Genomic DNA, 20,157 nt, shown 5'->3' with positions numbered 1-20,157 from the left:
GCGGGTAAATGGCTGTCCTTCCGGGTCTCAGCCCGACCGGTCCCGGTAGGTGCCGAGCACCTCCTCGAGAACCAGACACTCCTGGTCGGTCGGTTCGTAGTGCATGTCGATGAAGTCCTCGGCGTCCTCGTAGTTCCCGCGAAGTCCGTACTTTCGGACGGTGATGAGCGCGTCGAGGAAGAACGTCCCGCCGTCTGCGCCCACCTCCTCGGCTCGAGCCGGTCGGTCAATGTTCAACTCGCTCTTGATCTCGTCGAAGTTGAACGTCTCGACTTCGTGGTCCGGGTTGATCATGGTCAGCACGTACTCCGCGGAGAACCGGTAGAACTCCGATTTACTCTCGAACATACCGTCGTCGACGAGGTTGTCGATGGCTTCGACGACGTCGTCGGGATATCTGACGGTATCTTTTGCCATACCTTCCAACTCACTGCTACGACAGCATTATTGTTGCGGGAACCCTCGTTTTTTTGATGTTTTTGTCGTCGACCACGCCTTCGAGACTCGAGATTCAGATTCAAAGTTCAGGGTTCGAGACTCGAGACTCGTATCGACGCTCGATACGGCGCGAACGTTTTAGGGGTTTCCGAGGCTCTCTTCGGATGACGACAGGGAGACCGACGTGTATTCTGGACTCATCTTCGAATCGCTGCCGTGGTGGATCGCCGCGCCACTGTTACAGCTCGGTATCCTCGTCTTCGGGATGGCCCTCGACGAGACCTACGTCAACCGGGCGACGGTGCTGACGGGAGCGATCGCTCTCTACACCCACTCGGTCATCGCGGGCGGGGTCTGGATGCCGGTCGGACTCTACCTCGACATCGGCGTCGTAATCGGCGCGTACGGCCTCTACGCCTACGTGGTCGACGCCTACGTCGCCAACTGGTTTCGAGTCGCCGCCTTCTTCGTGTACTCGCCGCTATCAGTCTTCCTCGTCATCTTGCTTCCGGACGTCGTCTTTCCACTGGCGCTCGTCCTGGCCGGGTACGCCAACCTCCAGTTGATGGCGTCTCTCGAGCCCACCGAACCCTACTACTTCGGGCCGGACTCGCCTGACGAGTTCGAAGATGCCGTGGCCGCGACTGACGAAGGTGAGAAGGGCACGGAGGACGGAACGGAGTCCGGACCAGACGTCTCGAACGAGGACTCGAGCAGTGGTCATCTGGGTGCCGGACCCGCGCCCACGGGCGGTGACTCCGACGAGCGCGGGGTCTTGCCCGAGTTCATGCGTCGACTGTAACTATCTGTTTCGGCCATTGTGGCGTCATCCACGCACACTGGACGGGGTGCATTGACTACCGTAGAACGTGGCATTTTACGGCGAGTAACGATCGATACAGATCGTTCGTATCGTTCGCTACATCATTATTCGTAAAATACATAGTATGGCGACCTTTCTGGAAAATATGGTTTCACGACGTGCACTTCTCGCGGGCGTCTCCTCGTCGGTGACAATCTCTCTAGCTGGATGTGCTTCGGCAGTTTTGCGGAGCGAGAACTCGGTTCTCAACTGCATCGAGGTCGTGAGTGCAAGTAATACGCCACACACCGTTCATCTCCGTGTCGACTACGAGGGCGACGAGGTGTATGCTGACTCGTACAGCATCGATGGCAGTAGAATGGGCGAGTCGCTTCAATACCAATGGATCCCACGGAGTTGGCCAGACGATCCAGGCCACTTCCGCGTTCATATGCGCATGGACCATCACACTGAGTGGGTGACGATCGATTCTGAAGAAGAGTCCGGGGAATCCGCCTACCAGATCGCGTACTGGATCGGGCCCGATGGCAATGGCATTCCCCACTGGGAAACGGTCGATCTCGACGACCGCGAGCAACAGTGCAACTCCTCGTTACACGACCTCGTAACTGTAGATCAGTGAGACGAGCGTCTGCCCGGTTGATTTGTCCGATACGGGCCAAGCCGTTCGGTTCACACACGAAGTAGCCCGTGTCTCGAGCGAAGAGATAGTCGACGTACGACATCGAGAATGGATGACGAGATGTACGCGCTCAGCCCTCGAAACCGTCCTCGAACACGAAGGCCCCGTCACGCTGTACGACGTCGCCGTCTACCTCGATGAACGAATCCTCGCTCATGTCGACGATCATGTCCATGTGGACGGAACTGTCGTTTCGCTCGTTGCCCTCGCCAACTGTCTCCTCGTAGGCGCGACCGACCGCCATGTGAACCGTGTCGCCCATCTTCTCGTCGAACAGCATGTTGTAGGTGAACTCGGTGATGTCGCGATTCATGCCGATGCCGAGTTCGCCCAGTCGGCGGGCGCCGTCGTCGGTCTCGAGCACCGTCGAGAGCACGTCCTCGTTCTTCTCGGCCGTGTGGGAGACGACCTCGCCGTTCTCGAACTCGAGGTACACGTCCGTGATCTCTCGCCCCTGGGCCATCAGCGGCTTGTCGAAGAGCACCTCGCCCTCGACGCTGTCGGGGACGGGCGCGGTGAACACCTCGCCGCCGGGCAGGTTCTTCTCCGCGTAGTCGTTGAGCGTCGGGTTCCCGGCGACCGACATCGTCACGTCCGTCGTGTCGCCGCTCACGATGTGAACCTCGTCGGCGGGATCGAGGATCTCGACCAGCTGCTGCTGGAACTCCCGCTGGGCGTCCCAGTCTCTGGTGATCGCGTCCCAGACGAACTCCTCGTAGGCCTCGGTGCTCATCTCCGCGTCCTGGGCGTTCCCCGGCGCGGGGTACTGGGTCCCGACCCAGCGCTTGCCCATGACCTCGTCCTGGATGGGCTTGTAGGCCTGTCCGAACGCCGCGGTGACTTCGGGGTCGACGTCGCTCGTCTCGTAGGTGTTCTCCGAGGCCCGGATCGAGATGAAGACGTCCGTCTCCTCGGCGGCCGCGAGGACGTGGCTGGGGCACTCGAGGTCCTCGGGATCGACGGCTCGCCGGTAGGCGCGGCTGGCGGCGCTGTTCGACGCGCTGAGCGATGGGTGGGCACCGCGCTCGCCGAGCAGTTCGTGGATCGCCACGACGAGGTCCTGGGCGATCGGCGGTGCGCTGATTCTGACGTTGTCGCCTTTCTGTACGTCGACGGAGTGGTCGACGATGATTTCAGCATGTTCGCGGACGCGTGGGTCCATAACCCGCTAGTCGGGGAATCCCATCAAGAACCTTTATCATTTGGCTGCCGAGGGCAGCGTTCGTGGCTCAGTTCCCGACTCGCTCCTCGAGTCTGACTCAACGCTCGATTGGGCACGCCCACTGCGTCACGCACCTACCGCGTCATGCACCGACTCACACACTACTCGAGCGTCGGCGGTTCCTGACGACCGATGTGGATCTCGTGGGCCTCGACGTCCTCGATTGCGGCGACCCGGCCGCCGACGCTCACGGAGCCGTCGTCGGTCTCGAGGGTCAGGCTGGCGACCTCCTCGCTCATCTCGAAGGAGACGTCGACGACCTGGCCACGAACGACTCGCGAGCCCCCGCGCTCGACGTCGCGCCCCTCGATGGTGGCGTAGAACTCGCCACCGTCCTCGATGAGGTCCTTGACACAACGGCGGATGGAGGCGTATTTCCGGGGATAGGGACGACCTTCGCTGTTCTCACCCAGGATTTGCTCGGCGGTCGTCCAGAGCACGGTGCCGAAGAAGCCCGACACCAGGAAGCCGAGCGCGGAGCGATTGAAGATGACGCCGTATCGGTCCTGATCGTCCCGGAGCGCGTCCTGGGTCGCGTACATCGAATAGTTGCCGTCGGCGACGGCGATGACCGGCGTCGTGATCCCGCGGCGGGCACGCGCCGTCGTCGCCACGGCCTCGTAGTCGAACTCCGCGGGAAGGGGTGCCTCCACGGCGGGCGTCACGATCAGGTCGACGCTGACGTCGGCGCTCGTCGCCGCCCGGAGCTGGTCCTCGAAGCGGATCAGCAGGTCGGGAGTCAGCGAGAGCGCCAGTTCGTACTCGGCCTGCTCGATGATCTCCTCGAGGTAGCGCAGGATCGTCGACCGCGACTTCACGAGGGAGACGGCCTCGGTCTCCCGCGCCGGAGCGGTGTACCGGGCCTCGAGTTCGTCGATCATCTCCTCGAGGGCGTCCTGAACGTCGTCGAAGGCGTCGCCGGGGTCGATCGCGACGATCTTCATCGGGCGGGATTCGCGGAGTTCGACCAGGCCGCGGTCGCTCAGACTGCGGACGGTGTCGTAGACGCGCGGCTGTGGGATGTCGGTTCGATCGGCGATTTCGCTCGCCGTGAGCTGTCCGTGTGCGAGGACGGTCAGGTAGGCGTCGATCTCGTACTCGCCGAGATTGAATCGATCGCCCACGCGTTCGACCGTCGAACGCAGTTCGTCAGTGGCCATACGCGGTCATCGAACGCGACCGCTAAAACATTTCTTATGTTTCGAGTAGCACCTGATTTCAGAACAGAGTACCCAGCGTCGAACCCTTCAGAACGCTTAACCACGACGCCCCTGACAGTGAGGGTATGCTGCAGAACGCCACGGGTGGCAACGAGACGGCCGTCGAGGAGGGGCTCCGGTCTCTCGCTCCCGACTGGATTCCACCCGGGGTCGTCGACCTGGCGTTCGCCGCGTTCGTGCTGATCGTCGGCTGGTATCTCTCGAAGGTCGTCGTTCGCCTCACTGGCCGAACGATCGCCCAGAAAATCGAACGGCCGTCGGTGACGCGAACGGTCCTTCGGGCCGTTCGAATCACAGTCATCGCGTTCACGGTCCTGATCGCCGCCAACATTCTCGGTCTGACCGGCGTCGAAATCCTGCTTCCGGTGACCGTCATCTCGGCTATGGTGGGTATCGTGCTCGCGCCCCTGGTCGGCAGCCTGATCAACGGCCTGTTCGTCCTCTCGGACCAGCCCTACGAAATCGGCGACATGATCGAAGTCACCGACAGCGGCCACCGGGGGTTCGTCGAGGACATTACGATCCGCTACACGAAGATATTCACGCTCGAGAATACGTTCATCGTCATCCCGAACTCGGAGATCAATGCCCGAGACGTCGTCAACTTCTCCGCGGAGGACGAACGGACGCGACTGTCCGTCTCGTTCGAGATTACCTACGAGAGCGACCTCGAGACGGCCATACGCGTCTCCGAACGAGCGACGCGAGGCGTCGACAACGTGATCGCCGGCGGCCCGGACATTCGCATCGGGAGCGCCCGGTACGCCGCCTCGCCGACGTGCGACGTCCTCCAGTACGGCGACAGCGGCGTCACCCTGCAGGTCCGATTCTGGGTGAACCACCCGTACAAGATCACGGTCGTCCGCTCGGCGGTCAATCGAGCGATCCGCGACCGGTTTAGCGCGGAGGGAGTCGAGTTCGCCTACCCGCACACCCACCACGTCTTCGACGAAACCAGTGGTACTGCCCGGGTCGCGCAGGTCGACCGCGAACTCGAGCCCCGGCCGACGAGCCGAAAACACGAACAGGTCGCCGATGGGGACGGAGACGGGAACGAATAGCCCACGATCGACCCGTTTGAGACACGGACTCCAGTCTCGACCAGTAGCCGTCCAGCCCGGGTTACAACGAGCGGGGCAGTCTCGCCACGAAAAGGGTCCCTGACTCAGCCTACGCGACGGCCTGGCCGACCGTGATCACTTCGCACTCGAGGTGGTTCTTGAGGTAGCGCTCGATGTTGGGATTGTCCATCACCCGTCCGAGGATGCGTCGCCAGCGGCTCACCTGTTTGGTTCCCACGACGACGACATCCGCCTCTTCGCCGGCGACTTCGTCGAGAATCGTCTCCTCGACGAGAAACCCCGATCGAACGACGTATCGAGTGTTCTCTAGACGGCCGAACTGTCGCTCGACAGCCGATTTCAGATCCGTCCGCGTCACCGTCTTTCCGTTCTGATAGAGATTGACGTGCAGCACCGAGAGAGCCGCGTTCCGCTCCTTGGCGACCTCGATAGCCTCCTCGAGCGTGCGGCGAGAATTGTTCGTTAATGGGTACCGAACGGGGACCACGACCAGTGTCATCAGGAGAGGAAACGCGGTCCGTAGTGGTAAACGTTTCACTCGGTGCGTTCGCTCGACTCGAGTCGTGATTCGAGTCGACGCACGCGCCCCTCGATAGCGGGGTCGATGCCGTGCCGTCTGGCGTATTCGACCAGCACATCGTACTGGCAAGCCTCGGTTCGCTCGACGCGATCTGCCGGGTCCAGCGCGGGAAACTCGTCGTCGGTGTGAAAGAGGTAATCGGAGGTTGCCACTCGGTAACACTGGTCGGGATCGAGCGGTTCTCCGCCGACGCTGTCGACGACGACGCGGTGATCCGTCGGGTTCCACTCGAGGACGGCGCCGCTCACTTGGGCGTGCCACCAGTCCGGTTCGGCAAAACCCAGGTCGAGTCCGGCGGCACCCTCGAAGATGGCCTCGAGGGTCGACCCGCTGACCTCGGCGACGGCGACGGGTTCCTCGAACGGGACGAGGCTGATGACGTCGGCGACCGTGACGTCACCCGAGAGCGTCGTCCCGGTCCTGAGCCCGCCGCTGTTCTGGATGGCGACGTCTGTCCCGGTTTTCCAGCGATAGGCGTCGGTGACGAAGTTCCCGAGCCTGGCCTCGCCGCCAAAGAGCGTCGTCTCGGACCGATCGAGCGGTTCGTCGACGCGGGCGATCACCTCGTCGAGTCCCGTCTCGGCCTGGAGGGTCTCGAACGACCGGCACACGTCTTCGTGGGGCTCGAGTTCGGTCGTTCGCCGAATCGTCGCGGTCGGCCCGTCGCGATCGAACGAGAGGTCCACGATCGCCGTCCCGCCGTCGCCGGGTCGCGTGAGCAACGTCCCCTCGACGACCTCGTTCCGGGCGCTCGGGACGTGCCCGCCGAGGACGACGTCGGCGTCGACCTGTCGAGCGAGAGCGTCGTCGCCTCGCCCGAGGTGTGAGCAGACGACGACGTAGTCGACCCCCTCGTCGCGAAGGTCGTCGATCGCCGCCCGCGCCGTCTCGACGGGGTCGCGAACGTCGATGTCCGTCGCCATCGGGTTCAGCGACACCGTCCGCGGCGTCGTGACCCCCGTGAAACCGACCCGCGTCCCGTCTCGCTCGAGCACGGTCCACGGCCGGACGCCCACGTCCGACCCGAACGGACCGCCGTTGCGCCGCACGTTCGCGCTCAGCCAGGTCTGGGGGGAGCGGCGAACGATCTCGCGAGTCGCGTCGACGCCGAAATCGAAGTCGTGGTTGCCGAAGGTCTCGAGGTCGGGGTCGACGGCGTCGTAAAATTCCAGGGCCTGTCTCCCCTCCATCACGAGCGGCAACACGCCGGGTGCCGTGTTGTCGCCGGTGCCGACGACTACCGTGTCCTCGTCCCGGTACCGCTGGAGGGCGGTCGCGAGCCGACCGATCCGTGCGGGCTCGTCGCAGGCGTTTTCGACGTCGGAGTACTGGAGGACGCGAGCGGGCATTCGCCAGTCCTTTCGATTCGAAGGTCTTTGCTCCGTCGGTTCGTCACCCGCGGCGATACCGTCGCGTCCACCGCGGCTCCGAACGGACGGCGAGCCACCATCCGAGCGCCCCGGCGATACAGCCAATCGCGGTCAGTACGGCCGCGATAGTGGTAGTCAGCGGCGCGGCGACGAAGCCAACGACGAGCGTCGGGACCAGGGCGACGGCGATGCCGAGGGTGAACGCACCGAACCGGACCGCGTCGAAGAGGAACTCGTTGGGGTCGAAGCCGGCGACGAAGACCGTCAGCCCGTAGTAGTACAGCGCGAGGCCGACGAGGAGCACGAACCCGACGACGGCGTCGAGAAGCGGCGGTCGAGCCCAGGCGAGTGCAACGAGGTAGGCGAGCGTCATCGTCGGGAGGCCGACGAGGTAGAAGGCGACTCGCTTCGCCCGAAAGACAGCCGCAACCGAGACGGGGTAGGCCGCGTAGGACTCGACCGCGTCGAACTGGGTCAGCCAGTTGTAGGTCGTGAAGGCCGACAGGCCGAGCACGCTCCCAAAGAACGGGCCGAGCGCGGGTTCGACCCCGACACCGTCTCGAACGACCCCGACGAGCACGACGACGAGGCCGAGGAGGATTCCCACCGATACGAGCGGCTTCCAGACGCCGCCGCTCGAGCGAGCCAGGTCGAGCAGCGTCTTCGCGACGAGAGGATCGCTCCCGGGCAGAGACTCGAGCGCACGAAAGCGCTGGCGGTGCGTCCGCGTCGGGCGCACGTACGCGGGATCGTAGATTCGCACGGAGAGCGCGGCGGTCACGACGAGTCCGGCGACGAGGGAGGCAGTCAGCCAGAGCGGCACCTCGGTCAGGACGAGGTCGGCCACGGAGACGGACGGGCGAGGGCGGCCCGCGACCAACCACGCGCCGCCGACTGCGAGGGCGCCGAGCAGTCCGCCCCGGGTCGAGAGACCTCGGGTTCGAAGGGCGATGAGGGCGAGCGTCGCCGTCATTCCGGCAGCGAAGACGAGCCACAGCGAGAGCCAGAGCCCGATGACGTCCCCGGGCGTCGAAACCGAGAGCCCCTCGAGCGGGACGACCACCAGCGAGAGCGGCAGGATCATCGTTACCCCGTAGAAGAGGGCGTCCTTCAGCAGGAAGTGTGCGAGCAACCGTCGTCGGGACAGCGGCAGGGTGTCCGCACTCGAGAGGAGCAAGGAGAGGTCGCCGAAGACGTTCTCGAGCATGTCCGAGCCGGCGAAGGCGGCGGTGCCGCTGTAGAGGCCGAAGGCGAGGGCCGCGACGTGGACGCCGGCCAGGATCGAATCGGTCGCGTAGCCCGTCTCTCGCAGGGCGAACCCACCGGCGACGACGAGGGCGGCGACGACGAGCGGAAAGGCGTAGAACCGTCGGCCGCCGAACAGTCGGGCGTGGAGTCGCCACTCCTCGAGGGCGAGCGCGCGGAAGACGAGCCAATCGTGGGACGTAGTCATTGGTTCGGTAGTGTGTGAGTGTGGTAGTACGTGAATACGTGTGACAGCGGGACTAGTGGCGCGGCACCGGACTTGAGCCCTCGTCCTTGAGCGTCGGCACGTCCTCGGAATCGGTCGTCTCGACGTACGCGAGGAATTGCTCGCGAAGTCCACCACTGTTGGAGGCCGTCTCGACGATCCGACAGGTCCCGTCGGCAACGAATCCGACGCGGGTGCAGATGGCCTCCGCGACGTCGACGTTGTGGGTCGACACGAATATCGTGTGTCCGCGGTCGACGTACTCGAGCAGGAACGCCTTCACCCGCTCCTGGACGAGCGGGTCGAGGTTGACGAGCGGTTCGTCGATGAAGACGAGGTCGGGTTCGTGGAGGAACGCCTGCGTGATCATGACCTTCTGTTGCTGGCCTCGCGAGAGGTCGGTGTGCAGCGTCTCGAGTTTGCTCGCGAAGCCGAGGCGGTCGGCCCAGGTGTCGACGCGGGCGGAAACGGTGTCGGGCTCGAGTTCGCGGATCGAGCCTACGAACTCGAAGTACTCGCGCGGCGTCAGGAAGCTCGGCGGCGACTGCTGTTCGGGGAGGATTCCGACGCGTCGGCGCGTCTCGACCGGCTCGGTCGTGGGATCGGTCCCCAGAACGGACACCTCGCCCGCGTCGGGCGTGAGACGGCCCGTGAGGATGCCGATCGTCGTCGTCTTGCCGGCGCCGTTAGGGCCGAGAAAGCCGAAGAGTTCGCCCGACTCGACGGCGAAACTCATTTCCGAAAGTGCGGTCACCGACCCGAACGACTTCTCGAGTCCGGCGACGCGGAGCGCGACCATTGCTGTGGACGATTCGTCGGGCGTTCCCCATAACTGTACTGTCCGTTTTGTCGAGGAGTGACAGCACGGCGGGTCGTTTTCGGACAGTCAGTACACTGTCTCGCGTCAGTACTCCGTCCCGCGTCGCGCCCGCTGGCCGTCGTCGAACGGGTGTCGACGCTTGGCAACCTCCGTCACGAGGTCGGCGTGCTCGAGGAGGTACGCCGGTTCGGTGTGTCCGCCCGTGAGCACGATCTCGAGCGAGTCCGGTTTAATTTCGAGAAGTTCGACCACGGATTCGGGCTCGATGAGGTCGCTCTCGACCGCGTAGAGGATCTCGTCGAGAACGAGCATGTGGACGCCGTCGTCGGGATCGGAATCGAGCGGAAACGGCGTCGTCAGGTCGGCTTCGTTCGCCGCCGACACCAGGTCGCGAGCGCGCTCGAGTCCGGATCTGGCCTCGCGCTCGTGGTCGACGTCGTCGCTGCCGTCGGCCATCCCGTGCCAGCCGTAGTGGCCGAGGTTCTCATAGCTGAACCCGGGAAGCGACTCGATGGCGTTGTACTCGCCGCGGACGGCCTCGACGCTCGAGGCGCCGCCTTTCATGAACTGGAGCATGTGGACCCGGAAGCCGTTTCCCGCGGCCCGCAGTCCCAGTCCCATCGCGGCCGTGGTCTTTCCCTTTCCGTCGCCCCACCACACCTGCACCAGGCCGAACTCCGAGGGGGCGTCGGGTGTGATCGGCCGGGCGGCGGGCGTGGTTCCGCCACCAGGAGTGTTCTCGAGGACGTCAGACTCGTTGCCGACGTCGGTCCCGGCTTCCGGTTCGTTATCGACGTCGCTGTCGCCCTCACGCTCACCATTGCTGTCGCCCTCACGCTCACCATTGCTGTCGCCCTTACTCTCGCCGCCGTTTTCCTCTGGCCCGTCCATAGGTCATCTCGGGCCGTCACGACCTAACCGTTTATGCCATCGACCGCCGCCTCCTCGCGCCGACCGACCTCAGTCAGGGTTCCAGACGAGTTCGGACTCGGCTCGGCGTTCGCGGTACCGTTCGCGAACCCAGTCGACGCTCTCGGGGTCGTCGGTTCGAAGGACGCCCGCGAGCCCGTTCTCGGAGTACACCGTCAGTCCGGCGACGACGGTCTCTCCTTCGGCGATCCAGATGGCGTATGGCATCTCGAGCGTGGCCGTGTACAGCCGACCGCAGTCCGCTTCGATGATCTCCCGAAGCTGGTCGTGCTGACCATCGTCGAGCGAGGAAAACAGGTTCTGATCGAGGATCAGTTCCGCGCACAATCCACCGTTCTCGATCGACTCCAGGAACTCGTCGAAGTAGAGATTGAAGACCACCGGGGCCGTGCCGAACACCGCCGACGCTTCGCGGATGTGACGCATGCTCGTCTCGAGGGCCGTCCACGGCGCCTGCGGACTCGGCACGTCGATCGACGCCTCGCGAAGGAACGACAGGTCGATCGACTCGAGGGGGAGTTCCGTCAGGATCGGTCTTCCCCGTTCGATCCGATCCAGGTCGGCGAGATAGTCCCGTCGAGCACGACAGGCGAGTCGCCCCGTCTCGGTCGCGAGGTAAGCCGAGTCGCGTCGTTCGATACACCCGGTCTCGAGCAACGACGCGACCCCGCGGTCGATCGTCGACCGGGACGTGGACAGTTCGTCGACGAGTTCGGGTTTCGTCCGTGGCGTTTCGAGGAGGGCTTCGAGGAGGGCGTTTCGCGCTGCGAGTAACTCGTCCATGCACCAGTTCGTCTCGTGGTTCGTGGTGAGGGATTAATAACTCTCGGGCGTTGCCAGGTTCGAAACGGTTCCGTCTGCCACTCGCTACTGCGTCGATCCGGCTACGCGCTCGGTGAACCGCTCGCGAACCTTGTCGATCTTTGGCGCGGCGTGCATCCGACAGTAGGCGTCCGTGGGGTTCTTCTCGAAGTAGTCCTGGTGATACGCCTCGGCCTCGTAGAACGTCTCGAGCGGTTCGACTTCGGTCGCGATTTCGTCGTCGTAGACGCCCTCCGCCTCGAGTTCTTCGATGAACGCCGTTGCGAGTTCGCGTTGCTCGTCGTCGTGGGTGAAGATCACCGATCGGTATTGGCTGCCGACGTCCGGTCCCTGTCGGTTCACCTGCGTCGGGTCGTGGACGGTGAAGAAGACCTCGAGTATCTGGTCGTACCCGATCACGTCGGGGTCGTACTCGAGCTGGACGACTTCCGCGTGGCCGGTCTCGCCCCTGCAAACGGCCTCGTAGCTTGGGTCCTCGACGTGGCCGCCCGCGTAGCCCGACGTGACCGACTCGATGCCCTCGAGTTCCTTGTACGCCGCCTCGATACACCAGAAACAGCCGCCGCCGACGGTCGTTCGTTCCATGGACGTCGTACGTGCTGACCGGCAAAAGGTGTGACGGGGTTTCAGTCGTTCTGGCATCAGGTCACCGATTATCGTCGCGTTCGCCGGTATCTGAATCGCCGGTCACCGATCGCCTTCGCCTTCGCCGGTCTCCGCATCGGATTCGCCTGGTGGAGGCCCATCACCTGCATCGGACCCGCCGGGGAGGACGTGTGGATCGGCGGTATCGTCGCCGTGGACCGCGTCGTCGCGTTCGAACGCGTAGAAGGCGAGCCCCGCGACCACGAGCACGAGCAGGCCCGGGATCGGGACGGTCCCGATCACGAGGTGGAGCGACAGCGCGAGGAGCATCGGGGCGGCGACGACGGCGGCCCACAGCCACGGCCGCTCGAACTCGAGGCGGTCGGCGTCCCGGTAGACGACGATGGTGGCGACGGCGACGAGAACGGCACCGACGAGGGCGACCACGAACTGGGCGGGAAGTGCCATTACCTCAAGCAAGGACCGATCGGGGGAAAAGCGTTCTGAGACGACGGCTCGCTCTCGCCCATCTCGCCTGTCTCGCTCTCGCTCGTCTCACTCGACCATGGCGACCGCCCGTACCGGGGCGCCGTCGGCGTTCGCGACCGCGAGTGGATACGCGTGGACGGTGAACACCTCGCCGGTGGGAAGCGCCTCGAGCCCCCTGAGGTTCTCGAGGAGGACCCGGTCGTCGGCGAACATCGTTCGGTGGAACGGGTAGCCGTCCGGTTCGTCCGGGGCGGGGTCGCTTCCTGGCGTTGGGTCGACGTTCATCGCGTCGATGCCGAGGTCGAGTTCGCGCTCGACCAGCCAGTCGGCAGCCGATGCGGTCAGGTAGGGGTGGTCGAACGCTCGGTCGGTTCCCCAGTGGGTTTCCCAGCCAGTTCGGCAGATGAGGAGGTCGGGGTCTCCGTCTTCGTTGCCGATCGTGTCTGCGTCCGCACCAGCGGCTACCGCCCGCTCGAGGTCGTCCGCCCCAATCGGTTCTCGAGGCTCGAGCGGACGGCAATCCGCGAGAACGGCCCGAAATCGGAACCGTTCCACGTCGAAGTCGTCGAGCGTCGGGCCATCCGATCGCATGTGCGCGGGCGCGTCGATGTGCGTCCCCGTGTGGGAATCGAACGACAGGTCCGTGGTCGCGTAACCATCGTCCTCGACGGTCGTTGCGGGTTCGACCGCGACCGGCGGCGAACCAGGATAGACAGGCATGCCGGTCTCGAGCGGGTACGAGAGATCGTGGATAGGCATCGATTCACGCTCCGTCTCCTTGCTCCTCGCTCGAGTCGTAATCGATCGGCTCGCTGCTCGAGTCGTGGTCGCTCGACCCACCGCTCACCTCACACTCGAGCGACTCGAGGAACGAGTCGACGACCTTCGCGCGCTCCTCGGCGACGGCCCGTCCCTCGGGCGTGTACATGCGTTCGGGCAGTCGGAGCAACTTCTTGTGAACGTGGTTGATGCTGGTTGCGCCAGCACGCGTATCATCCTCGGCCGGCGGGAGGCCGGGATCGTGAATCGTCGTTCCGAGTTCGCCCCCGAAGGAGAACGTGCGCGCGAGGCCGATGGCTCCGAGCGCGTCCAGGTTGTCGGCGTCCGAGAGGAGGCGTGCCTCGGCCGTCCGGGGGTCGACGTCGTTCGAGAAGCGGTGCGCGCGGATGCAGTGGGCGACGGCGTCGACCGACTCTGGAGGGTGGTCGACCGACTCGAGAATCGTCCGGGCCTCGCGGGCACCCCACTCGGCGTGGTCGTCGATGGCGCCCGAATCTTCCTTCGGTCTGCCGATGTCGTGGAGAACCGCAGCCAACAGCAGTACGTCCTGGTCGACGTCCGTCCGTTCGGCAGCGAGGCGGCGCGCGTTCGTCTCGACGCGCATGACGTGGTGCCAGTCGTGGGCCGGCGTCACCGCGTCGTCGAAGTAGGATCTGGCGACGGGGCGAACCCGCTCGAGAACGTCGTTCATGGGCACTCGTTCGTGGCCGCCGACAAAATCGTTCGGGAACGACCGATGGGGCGATCCTCGACCGGCCGCGCGAACTCGAGTGAACGAGTGATCGCGTGATCGAGGAATCGGTGAACACCCACTCGAGCACCGGACTGTCTGACTAAGAATTAAGAGTCCGCCGTGCATGGGTGGGTACATGGACGACACTCCACAGGAGATTACCTCGCTCGTCGGACGCGAGGTCTACTCGAACAACGGCGTCTTCGTCGGCGAAGTCGAGGACCTGCGACTGAACGTCGGCGGCGAAGCCGTCACCGGACTGGCACTGGGGGGACTCAACTACGAACTCTTCGGCGACGAAGTCACCACCGCTCGTGGCGTCATCCTGCCGTACCGGTGGGTCCGTTCCGTCGGTGACATCATCCTCGTGACCGACGTCGTCGAACGCGTCAAGGAACCGGACGAGGAAGAAGACGAACTGGTCGCGTAGGCTGGCGGTACGCGGCTGCGGTCGTGGACACAGACACCACCAATTCGCTTCTATCTATCCTATCAAGAGCGGACCGTCTTAGCTCCCGTTTCCTTCGCCCTCGACGCCCATCGCGTCGAACAGTGTTCGCTTCACGGCCTCCTCAGTCAGCGTCAGGAGCGTCTCGCGCGTGTCGTCGGAGATTTCGATTCCCGTAAAGATCCCGAGGGGAATCTCCGCGCTGGCTTGCGTCGAGTGACCCGCCGTCTCGCCGATCTCGCCATAGGCGTCGGCCAGGACGCTCCCGATGTTCATTCGTATGTCCTTCGAGCGAGCGGCGAGGAAGATGGTCTCCTCCGCCACCCCGAAGACGGCCGTCGTCGTCACGCCTTCCAGGTTCAGGAGGTGGCTCGCGGCCTGCATCAGCGCCTCCCGGTCGCGAACGAAGCCAGCGTTCGAGACGAGGTGACTCCCCTGGACGTCCCGATTCGCGATGGCCTCGGCCAGCACGTCGAGCGTCTCGGGCGACATCGAGGGCGACTCGACTTGCTCGAGCGTGTCGTGGTTCGCGAAGGGATAGAGGTAGGCGGCGGCGGTGAGGTCTGCGGGCGTCGTGTCGCGTTTGAAATCGAGGGTTTCGGCGCGGATGCCGTAGAGCAGCGCCGTCGCCACTTCCTCGGAGACGTTCATGTCGAACTCCTGGATGTACTTCGTCATGATCGTCGAGGTCGAGGACATGTTGGGCCGAATGTCGGTAAAGAAAGGCTCGAGGCCCTCCTCGGGCTCGGCGTGGTCGATTAGCACGTCGACCTCGAGCGTGAGGTCCTCGGTGCTCGTGTGGTCGACGAGCGCGACGGTGTCGTAGACCGACTGGTCCTCGACGTCGTCCCACTGCAGGAGGTCGATGCCGAGTAAGTTGACGAACGCCCGGTTCTCTTGGTGGCCGATGTCCCCGAGGTAGATGATGTCGGATTCGATGCCGAGATGGGCAGCGATCGCCTGCAACGCCGCTCCGCTGGCGATCGAATCGGGGTCGGGGCTCGGCTGGGTGAGGATCGCCAGCCGACCCGTCGTCTCCTCGAGCAGGCCCGCGAGGGTCGCGGCGTTGTGCTCAAGTTCGCCGGACTCGAGGGCTCGTAGTGCGGAGTCGGCGATGACGGTCGAGGGGTTGATGACGATGTCGGCCCCGAGGTCGGCGAGTTCGTCGCCGGAGACTGGATCGCTCGCGCGCGCGACGATGAACTGGTCGCCGTTGACGTTGCGAATGTGCTCGACGGCCTGTTTGTTGGCCTCGACGTCGGAGGCGAGGATGAGGACGACCGAGCGGTCGGCGACGAGGTTGGCGGCCTCGACCTCGCGGATGTCGGCGGTTCTGGCGTCGAGGTCCTGGTCACGGAGGGACTCGACGCGGTTTTCGTCGCGGTCGATGATCAGGACGTCTTTTCCCTGCTCGGCGAGTTCCTCGGCGACGGCGTAGCCGACGCTCCCGCACCCGAGGATCGCGTAGTCCGAGATCGACGAAATTGTAACCCCCGTACTCATGTGACAGTCCGGTTGAACCGACTGTACTTAACGTTCCCGAAGACGGTTACGGTTGTCGTTGCACTGTCCGGCCGACGGCATGTCCGTGCGTGCCACATTGCTTCCTAAAGGAAACCTATTTGAGCGGCGGGCAAAAACTCGAATGTACAGGGCCGGTAGCTCAGTTAGGCAGAGCGTCTGACTCTTAATCAGACGGTCGCGTGTTCAAATCGCGCCCGGCCCGCTTAATTAATTCACGAAAGTGAGTCACGATAATCGGCAGACGGGAAGCTGATTGGCTCCGCGCTAACGCACTCACTGTTTGAGTTGAATAACGCGGTGAACGGTACTCTACCACGTCTAGCATCTACTACTGAGTTCTCGCGCGCAAAACCTCCATTCTGACGGTCGACGCCAAACACAGTTGAACACAGTTAGTTTCTTTGTTCACAAAGTAGCCAACCGCTCCTACGACGAACTCAGTCAATCCGGTACTTGCATCCACGTTATCTGTCCAGTTCGCTTCTTCCAGACGGTCACGAGATAGCCAAACTTCAGAGTGAAGGGAAATAGAACTGTTTGACCCTGGACAAGTACATCCTGTTTTCACTCGTTTCGAAATCTCCCGTCAGTATCCGATTTCACCGCCCTGCCGTGGTGTCGACTGGGACAATGAATCCGGCCACCACTCGGACTGGTTTTTGAGCGGACGGTTCTACCTGTGCGCGGAGAATACTTCATTGGCTTTGTTGAAACCCCAAGAGATGATAGGTTTCAACGACCGTGCTGCATACAGAGCGCGAATGTCGCACGGGCAGACGCCCATTCTGAAAGGAGTCCAATCGTTCAATACGAGTCGTTTACGTATCGGCAGCCGGAAGCGTAAACGAGAACGTCGAGCCGTCGTCTGGGTTCGAGTCAATCCAAATTTCCCCGCCGTGTCGTTCCACAATTCGCTTGCAAAGTGCGAGACCGATCCCTGTCCCTTCGTACTCCTCGTGGCTGTGAAGTCGCTGGAACACCTTGAAAACGCGATCTGCATCCTCCTGATCGATACCGATCCCCTCGTCACTGACCGAAACGATCCACTCCTCCTCGTCACGCGTCGCAGAGATTGCTACTCGGGGTTCCTGCTCGCCGCTGTACTGGAGAGCGTTTTCCATCAGGTTCTGAAAGAGTTGGCGAAGTTGGCTGGCGTCACCGCTGACAGTCGGCAGCGGTTCAGCAGTGATTTTAGCACCGGTTTCGTCGAGTCGGATATCAAGATCCGTCAACACATCGTCGAGTACTGCCTCCAGATTGACTGAATCGAAGGGCTTCCCCTGTGTTTCGACTCTGGAATACGTAAGCAACCCGTCGATCATTGCCTCCATCCGCTCGGCACCATCAACTGCGAACTCGATGAACTCTTTGGCGTCCTCGTCGAGTTCGTCGCTATACCGACTCTCGAGCAGTTGCAGGTAGCTCGTGACCATCCGTAACGGCTCTTGCAGGTCGTGAGAGGCAACGCTGGCGAACTGCTGGAGACGCTCGTTGGATTCTTCCAACCGGCGCTGATACGTGTATCGATCGGTGATGTCGAAATGCGCAACAGCGACGTATCGCTGCTCACCGTCGGTGAACGATGCTGCCCGCATGAGAAACCACCGCTGGTTGTCGGGAGAGTGGCACGGATATTCGAACTCGAAGAGTTCCCGTCCGCCCGTCAAAATCTCGGATAGCCCGGCAGCAGCCGTCTGTGCCGTTTCCGTCTCCGCTTGTCTGGTGATCGTCAGATAGTTAGTTCCGATGGTATCTGGCCGAATATCGATATCGTTCGCCTTGCCAAACTCCTGCCATGCACGATTCGTATACAGGATCGTCCCTTCGTCATCGAGGATTGCAAAGTTGATCGGGAGTGTCTCTACAGCCGCCGGAATAAGAGTCTCTGGCTCCCGGGCATTCATATCCGTTTCCAGAAGGCTGACGTAGATAACGTTGTTCCCATTCTGGTTACAGGAGACGGGACACTCTCTGGATCTTGCACGCCACTCCTGGTAACCTTCGAGAGGTCGAGCAAGGTGTACGAGATACGTGGCGCAGATGCAGCACAGAGACTGCAGCTGACAGGGAACGCCAAGTACTCCGCTTGCTCGATCAACCCGGGGCAGGAAATCTCTACAGGAAAAGCAGGCCGAGTGCCTCGGGGCTTGACCCCGAGGAGTTCACATTGCTGGCTCCCGTTTGGCGGTTCATGAGTGTCATCCTGGAGTTCACCATTGGCAGTGAGGACTTTCAGCTCGGGGAGGTTCTCTCGGGAACCCCGAATATGCACCTCGAACTCGAACGCATCGTCCCGACGGGACCCATGATTATGCCGTTCATCTGGGCGACCGGCGACAGCCACGACGCATTCGAGGCACAAGTCCAGGCCCATCCGGCGGTCAAGGAGTTCCTCGCACTGGACACGGTCGAAGAGAGTGCCCTGTATCGGATCGTATGGACAGACGACCCGACCGACCTCATCGAAGGGATTGCGGAGGCAGACGCGGTCGTCCTCGATGCCCGCGGCAACGAACAGTGGACCTTCCGGCTGCGCTTACCCGATCACGACAAGCTCTCGCTCTTTCACAATTTCATCCTCGAACACGACCTCCCGATTCACATCGACCGGACGTACACGTTGACCGAAACGACCGAGCGTGGTCACCGGTTCAACCTCTCTCAAGAACAGCGCGAGGCCCTGGTCCTCGCCGCCCGGCGGGGGTACTTCGCCACCCCGCGAGAGACCGGGCTCGACGCCCTCGCTGAGGAACTCGACATCAGCGAGCAGGCCGTCTCGAACCGGATTCGCCGCGGGAACGAGAAGATCCTCCAGCAGGTGTTGCTCACGTCTGCAAGCGACCTCAGGTGAGACGAACCCTACTCAAAAAAGGGTTGACCCTTCAATAGTGAGTTCCAACTGTAGTGGATGACTGCGAGTATATATGAACGCGCCACCGACCGATTGCGACACGCAGACTAGGTTCTGCGATGTGCTGGCCAGCGCGTACCGGCGCCAGGTCCTGCGATATCTGGTGGCCGGTGAGGACGACGTTGCCTCGGTTGAGAACCTCGTCGACGAACTCCTCAGCCAAGACGAGATCACCGATGACCGAAGACACGTCGCCATCGAACTGCACCACGTGGCACTGCCGAAGTTGGCTGAAGCAGGGTTCATCGAGTACGACGCCCGGACGCGGACGGTATGCGCCTGCGAGCATCCGTCGACGGAGTGGCGCGCGTTCCCTGCCAACGTGGAGGGCGCCTGATGGAATAGGGAATGTGCCGGGCGTGCGGCGAGTTCGTGCAAGCGGTTCAGGAAAACGAGACCTACGGTCCCGTCAAGATGAGTATCCGGCATGCGGCGGAGCGGAGTTCAAACACACCGCAACTGAGTCGATAATCAGCGCCGACTATGTTACACTGCGACGAAGAGGTGATCTGACCGAAGCAGGTCCAACGACCGTCTGAATCACAGAGCTACCTCATGAGTGTTTCAGTCGTTTCTTTCTGAATCAAATGTAGTCTCCGTGCTGCACACATCCTCTGTATCTTGCACGGCTCTCTTGACAGCGATTCGGTAGCTCACTGCACCTCTGCAAGATACAAAGCGCGAATGTCGCAGGGACCGACGCCCATTCTCGGGGCAGCCCACTCGTTCAGTAGAGAGAATGCAGAGATCAGACGACTCAGTTACTAATCAGTACAGTGGTATTCGATTTCCATCGAGTCGATTTCGTCGCTTTGGTCGTTTTCAGCGAGTAGTGCGAGGCGGCCGTGGTGTGGTGGTGAGCCGATAGTGATACGGTATTCACGAGCATCGGTTGTGGGGATTTCGTTTAGGAGGTCGCCTTCAGAGTTCTTGAGAAGAATTGACTCGATAGGGAGTGTGTCACCTGATTCCTGTAATGAGACCAGCAGCGCAACTGATTCATCGGATATCATAGCACTCGCTTGCTGTAGGACATCTCCGTCACCGTGTTCGAGAGCGGTTGTCGTACAGTCGGGGGACTCAGAACTGGCATCACCTGAACACCCTGCTAGCCCGGTCGCACCAATCACAGCACCGGATGCAAGGATTTTCCGACGTGACAACGCCTCGCTGGAGGGAGTATGGTCGGAAACCATGCTAAGTTATTAATAATTCTAAGTGATAAGT

General features: G+C 62.7%; 22 protein-coding genes and 1 tRNA gene. 7 read left to right on the top strand and 16 right to left on the bottom strand.

Annotated features, from left to right (window positions below; all coding sequences use genetic code 11):
- Positions 1-27: 27 nt before the first annotated feature.
- Positions 28-417, bottom strand: coding sequence for a ribbon-helix-helix domain-containing protein (locus tag NGM29_RS14545; RefSeq protein WP_254157100.1), 390 nt, complete (start codon positions 415-417; stop codon positions 28-30).
- 205 nt (positions 418-622) lie between these two features.
- Here NGM29_RS14545 and NGM29_RS14540 point away from each other — a divergent pair, with 205 nt between their 5' ends.
- Together NGM29_RS14540 and NGM29_RS14535 are read left to right on the top strand one after the other, a co-directional pair.
- A complete protein-coding gene (locus tag NGM29_RS14540) occupies positions 623-1,240 on the top strand; it encodes a hypothetical protein (protein ID WP_254157099.1) in 618 nt (205 codons plus the stop codon).
- Between the two features lie 457 nt (positions 1,241-1,697).
- Positions 1,698-1,883 carry a hypothetical protein gene (locus tag NGM29_RS14535; RefSeq protein ID WP_254157098.1) on the top strand — a complete coding sequence of 62 codons (186 nt, stop codon included), beginning with the start codon at positions 1,698-1,700 and terminating at the stop codon, positions 1,881-1,883.
- A gap of 130 nt (positions 1,884-2,013) precedes the next feature.
- Here NGM29_RS14535 and NGM29_RS14530 read toward each other — a convergent pair whose 3' ends face one another.
- Together NGM29_RS14530 and trmB are read right to left on the bottom strand one after the other, a co-directional pair.
- Positions 2,014-3,105, bottom strand: a complete 1,092-nt coding sequence (locus NGM29_RS14530) for an aminopeptidase (protein WP_254157097.1) — start codon at positions 3,103-3,105, stop codon at positions 2,014-2,016.
- Between the two features lie 161 nt (positions 3,106-3,266).
- Complete coding sequence (trmB, locus tag NGM29_RS14525; protein ID WP_254157096.1) at positions 3,267-4,325, bottom strand: HTH-type sugar sensing transcriptional regulator TrmB; 1,059 nt, start codon at positions 4,323-4,325, stop codon at positions 3,267-3,269.
- Positions 4,326-4,450: 125 nt separating this feature from the next.
- Here trmB and NGM29_RS14520 point away from each other — a divergent pair, with 125 nt between their 5' ends.
- Positions 4,451-5,446, top strand: a complete 996-nt coding sequence (locus tag NGM29_RS14520) for a mechanosensitive ion channel family protein (protein WP_254157095.1) — start codon at positions 4,451-4,453, stop codon at positions 5,444-5,446.
- A gap of 109 nt (positions 5,447-5,555) precedes the next feature.
- Here the strand turns inward: NGM29_RS14520 and NGM29_RS14515 are convergent, their stop codons facing one another.
- The 10 genes from NGM29_RS14515 to NGM29_RS14470 all read right to left on the bottom strand — a co-directional run bounded on the left by NGM29_RS14515 (position 5,556) and on the right by NGM29_RS14470 (position 14,005).
- Positions 5,556-5,966 carry a universal stress protein gene (locus tag NGM29_RS14515; RefSeq protein ID WP_254157094.1) on the bottom strand — a complete coding sequence of 137 codons (411 nt, stop codon included), beginning with the start codon at positions 5,964-5,966 and terminating at the stop codon, positions 5,556-5,558.
- Positions 5,967-6,001: 35 nt separating this feature from the next.
- Positions 6,002-7,396 carry a bifunctional metallophosphatase/5'-nucleotidase gene (locus tag NGM29_RS14510; RefSeq protein ID WP_254157092.1) on the bottom strand — a complete coding sequence of 465 codons (1,395 nt, stop codon included), beginning with the start codon at positions 7,394-7,396 and terminating at the stop codon, positions 6,002-6,004.
- 43 nt (positions 7,397-7,439) lie between these two features.
- Positions 7,440-8,870 (bottom strand): hypothetical protein, encoded by a 1,431-nt coding sequence (locus tag NGM29_RS14505; RefSeq protein WP_254157090.1) that lies wholly within the window; start codon positions 8,868-8,870, stop codon positions 7,440-7,442.
- A 52-nt stretch (positions 8,871-8,922) separates the two neighbouring features.
- A complete protein-coding gene (locus tag NGM29_RS14500; RefSeq protein ID WP_254157089.1) occupies positions 8,923-9,687 on the bottom strand; it encodes an ABC transporter ATP-binding protein in 765 nt (254 codons plus the stop codon).
- Positions 9,688-9,792: 105 nt separating this feature from the next.
- Positions 9,793-10,599, bottom strand: a complete 807-nt coding sequence (locus NGM29_RS14495; protein WP_254157088.1) for a cob(I)yrinic acid a,c-diamide adenosyltransferase — start codon at positions 10,597-10,599, stop codon at positions 9,793-9,795.
- A gap of 69 nt (positions 10,600-10,668) precedes the next feature.
- On the bottom strand, positions 10,669-11,421 hold the full coding sequence (locus NGM29_RS14490) for a helix-turn-helix transcriptional regulator (protein WP_254157086.1): 753 nt from the start codon (positions 11,419-11,421) through the stop codon (positions 10,669-10,671).
- Between the two features lie 84 nt (positions 11,422-11,505).
- Complete coding sequence (gene msrA / locus NGM29_RS14485; protein ID WP_254157084.1) at positions 11,506-12,045, bottom strand: peptide-methionine (S)-S-oxide reductase MsrA; 540 nt, start codon at positions 12,043-12,045, stop codon at positions 11,506-11,508.
- Between the two features lie 102 nt (positions 12,046-12,147).
- Positions 12,148-12,513 (bottom strand): hypothetical protein, encoded by a 366-nt coding sequence (locus NGM29_RS14480; protein WP_254157082.1) that lies wholly within the window; start codon positions 12,511-12,513, stop codon positions 12,148-12,150.
- Between the two features lie 87 nt (positions 12,514-12,600).
- Positions 12,601-13,293, bottom strand: a complete 693-nt coding sequence (locus NGM29_RS14475) for a cyclase family protein (RefSeq protein ID WP_254157080.1) — start codon at positions 13,291-13,293, stop codon at positions 12,601-12,603.
- Positions 13,294-13,297: 4 nt separating this feature from the next.
- Positions 13,298-14,005, bottom strand: a complete 708-nt coding sequence (locus NGM29_RS14470) for an HD domain-containing protein (protein ID WP_254157078.1) — start codon at positions 14,003-14,005, stop codon at positions 13,298-13,300.
- A gap of 178 nt (positions 14,006-14,183) precedes the next feature.
- On the opposite strand from NGM29_RS14470, the gene NGM29_RS14465 reads away from it, so the two are divergent.
- Positions 14,184-14,477, top strand: coding sequence for a PRC-barrel domain-containing protein (locus tag NGM29_RS14465; RefSeq protein ID WP_254157076.1), 294 nt, complete (start codon positions 14,184-14,186; stop codon positions 14,475-14,477).
- 78 nt (positions 14,478-14,555) lie between these two features.
- Here the strand turns inward: NGM29_RS14465 and NGM29_RS14460 are convergent, their stop codons facing one another.
- Positions 14,556-15,998, bottom strand: a complete 1,443-nt coding sequence (locus tag NGM29_RS14460; RefSeq protein WP_254157074.1) for a DHH family phosphoesterase — start codon at positions 15,996-15,998, stop codon at positions 14,556-14,558.
- A 149-nt stretch (positions 15,999-16,147) separates the two neighbouring features.
- Between NGM29_RS14460 and NGM29_RS14455 the strand changes: the two genes are divergently transcribed.
- A tRNA-Lys gene (locus tag NGM29_RS14455) sits at positions 16,148-16,221 on the top strand.
- A 616-nt stretch (positions 16,222-16,837) separates the two neighbouring features.
- Here NGM29_RS14455 and NGM29_RS14450 read toward each other — a convergent pair.
- Positions 16,838-17,923, bottom strand: a complete 1,086-nt coding sequence (locus tag NGM29_RS14450; protein ID WP_254157072.1) for a PAS domain-containing sensor histidine kinase — start codon at positions 17,921-17,923, stop codon at positions 16,838-16,840.
- A 287-nt stretch (positions 17,924-18,210) separates the two neighbouring features.
- Here NGM29_RS14450 and NGM29_RS14445 point away from each other — a divergent pair, with 287 nt between their 5' ends.
- Complete coding sequence (locus tag NGM29_RS14445) at positions 18,211-18,870, top strand: helix-turn-helix domain-containing protein (protein WP_254157070.1); 660 nt, start codon at positions 18,211-18,213, stop codon at positions 18,868-18,870.
- Positions 18,871-18,943: 73 nt separating this feature from the next.
- Complete coding sequence (locus NGM29_RS14440) at positions 18,944-19,267, top strand: DUF7344 domain-containing protein (protein WP_254157068.1); 324 nt, start codon at positions 18,944-18,946, stop codon at positions 19,265-19,267.
- A gap of 427 nt (positions 19,268-19,694) precedes the next feature.
- Here the strand turns inward: NGM29_RS14440 and NGM29_RS14435 are convergent, their stop codons facing one another.
- Positions 19,695-20,126 (bottom strand): hypothetical protein, encoded by a 432-nt coding sequence (locus tag NGM29_RS14435; RefSeq protein WP_254157066.1) that lies wholly within the window; start codon positions 20,124-20,126, stop codon positions 19,695-19,697.
- Positions 20,127-20,157 lie beyond the last annotated feature (31 nt).

The sequence above is a fragment of the Natronosalvus rutilus genome (assembly GCF_024204665.1).
GTDB lineage: Archaea > Halobacteriota > Halobacteria > Halobacteriales > Natrialbaceae > Natronosalvus > Natronosalvus rutilus.
Note: the sequence above shows the minus strand (reverse complement) of the source record. Positions and strands in the feature narration are given on the sequence as shown.

Coding starts and splice junctions, on each gene's coding strand:
- NGM29_RS14530 (WP_254157097.1), bottom strand. CDS start 3,105: ATGGACCCACGCGTCCGCGAACATGCTGAAATCATCGTCGACCACTCC.
- NGM29_RS14475 (WP_254157080.1), bottom strand. CDS start 13,293: ATGCCTATCCACGATCTCTCGTACCCGCTCGAGACCGGCATGCCTGTC.
- NGM29_RS14505 (WP_254157090.1), bottom strand. CDS start 8,870: ATGACTACGTCCCACGATTGGCTCGTCTTCCGCGCGCTCGCCCTCGAG.
- NGM29_RS14495 (WP_254157088.1), bottom strand. CDS start 10,599: ATGGACGGGCCAGAGGAAAACGGCGGCGAGAGTAAGGGCGACAGCAAT.
- NGM29_RS14435 (WP_254157066.1), bottom strand. CDS start 20,126: ATGGTTTCCGACCATACTCCCTCCAGCGAGGCGTTGTCACGTCGGAAA.
- NGM29_RS14490 (WP_254157086.1), bottom strand. CDS start 11,421: ATGGACGAGTTACTCGCAGCGCGAAACGCCCTCCTCGAAGCCCTCCTC.
- NGM29_RS14520 (WP_254157095.1), top strand. CDS start 4,451: ATGCTGCAGAACGCCACGGGTGGCAACGAGACGGCCGTCGAGGAGGGG.
- NGM29_RS14445 (WP_254157070.1), top strand. CDS start 18,211: ATGAGTGTCATCCTGGAGTTCACCATTGGCAGTGAGGACTTTCAGCTC.
- NGM29_RS14510 (WP_254157092.1), bottom strand. CDS start 7,396: ATGCCCGCTCGCGTCCTCCAGTACTCCGACGTCGAAAACGCCTGCGAC.
- trmB (WP_254157096.1), bottom strand. CDS start 4,325: ATGGCCACTGACGAACTGCGTTCGACGGTCGAACGCGTGGGCGATCGA.
- NGM29_RS14440 (WP_254157068.1), top strand. CDS start 18,944: ATGAACGCGCCACCGACCGATTGCGACACGCAGACTAGGTTCTGCGAT.
- NGM29_RS14515 (WP_254157094.1), bottom strand. CDS start 5,966: ATGACACTGGTCGTGGTCCCCGTTCGGTACCCATTAACGAACAATTCT.
- NGM29_RS14500 (WP_254157089.1), bottom strand. CDS start 9,687: ATGGTCGCGCTCCGCGTCGCCGGACTCGAGAAGTCGTTCGGGTCGGTG.
- msrA (WP_254157084.1), bottom strand. CDS start 12,045: ATGGAACGAACGACCGTCGGCGGCGGCTGTTTCTGGTGTATCGAGGCG.
- NGM29_RS14535 (WP_254157098.1), top strand. CDS start 1,698: ATGGACCATCACACTGAGTGGGTGACGATCGATTCTGAAGAAGAGTCC.
- NGM29_RS14480 (WP_254157082.1), bottom strand. CDS start 12,513: ATGGCACTTCCCGCCCAGTTCGTGGTCGCCCTCGTCGGTGCCGTTCTC.
- NGM29_RS14460 (WP_254157074.1), bottom strand. CDS start 15,998: ATGAGTACGGGGGTTACAATTTCGTCGATCTCGGACTACGCGATCCTC.
- NGM29_RS14465 (WP_254157076.1), top strand. CDS start 14,184: ATGGACGACACTCCACAGGAGATTACCTCGCTCGTCGGACGCGAGGTC.
- NGM29_RS14450 (WP_254157072.1), bottom strand. CDS start 17,923: ATGAATGCCCGGGAGCCAGAGACTCTTATTCCGGCGGCTGTAGAGACA.
- NGM29_RS14470 (WP_254157078.1), bottom strand. CDS start 14,005: ATGAACGACGTTCTCGAGCGGGTTCGCCCCGTCGCCAGATCCTACTTC.
- NGM29_RS14545 (WP_254157100.1), bottom strand. CDS start 417: ATGGCAAAAGATACCGTCAGATATCCCGACGACGTCGTCGAAGCCATC.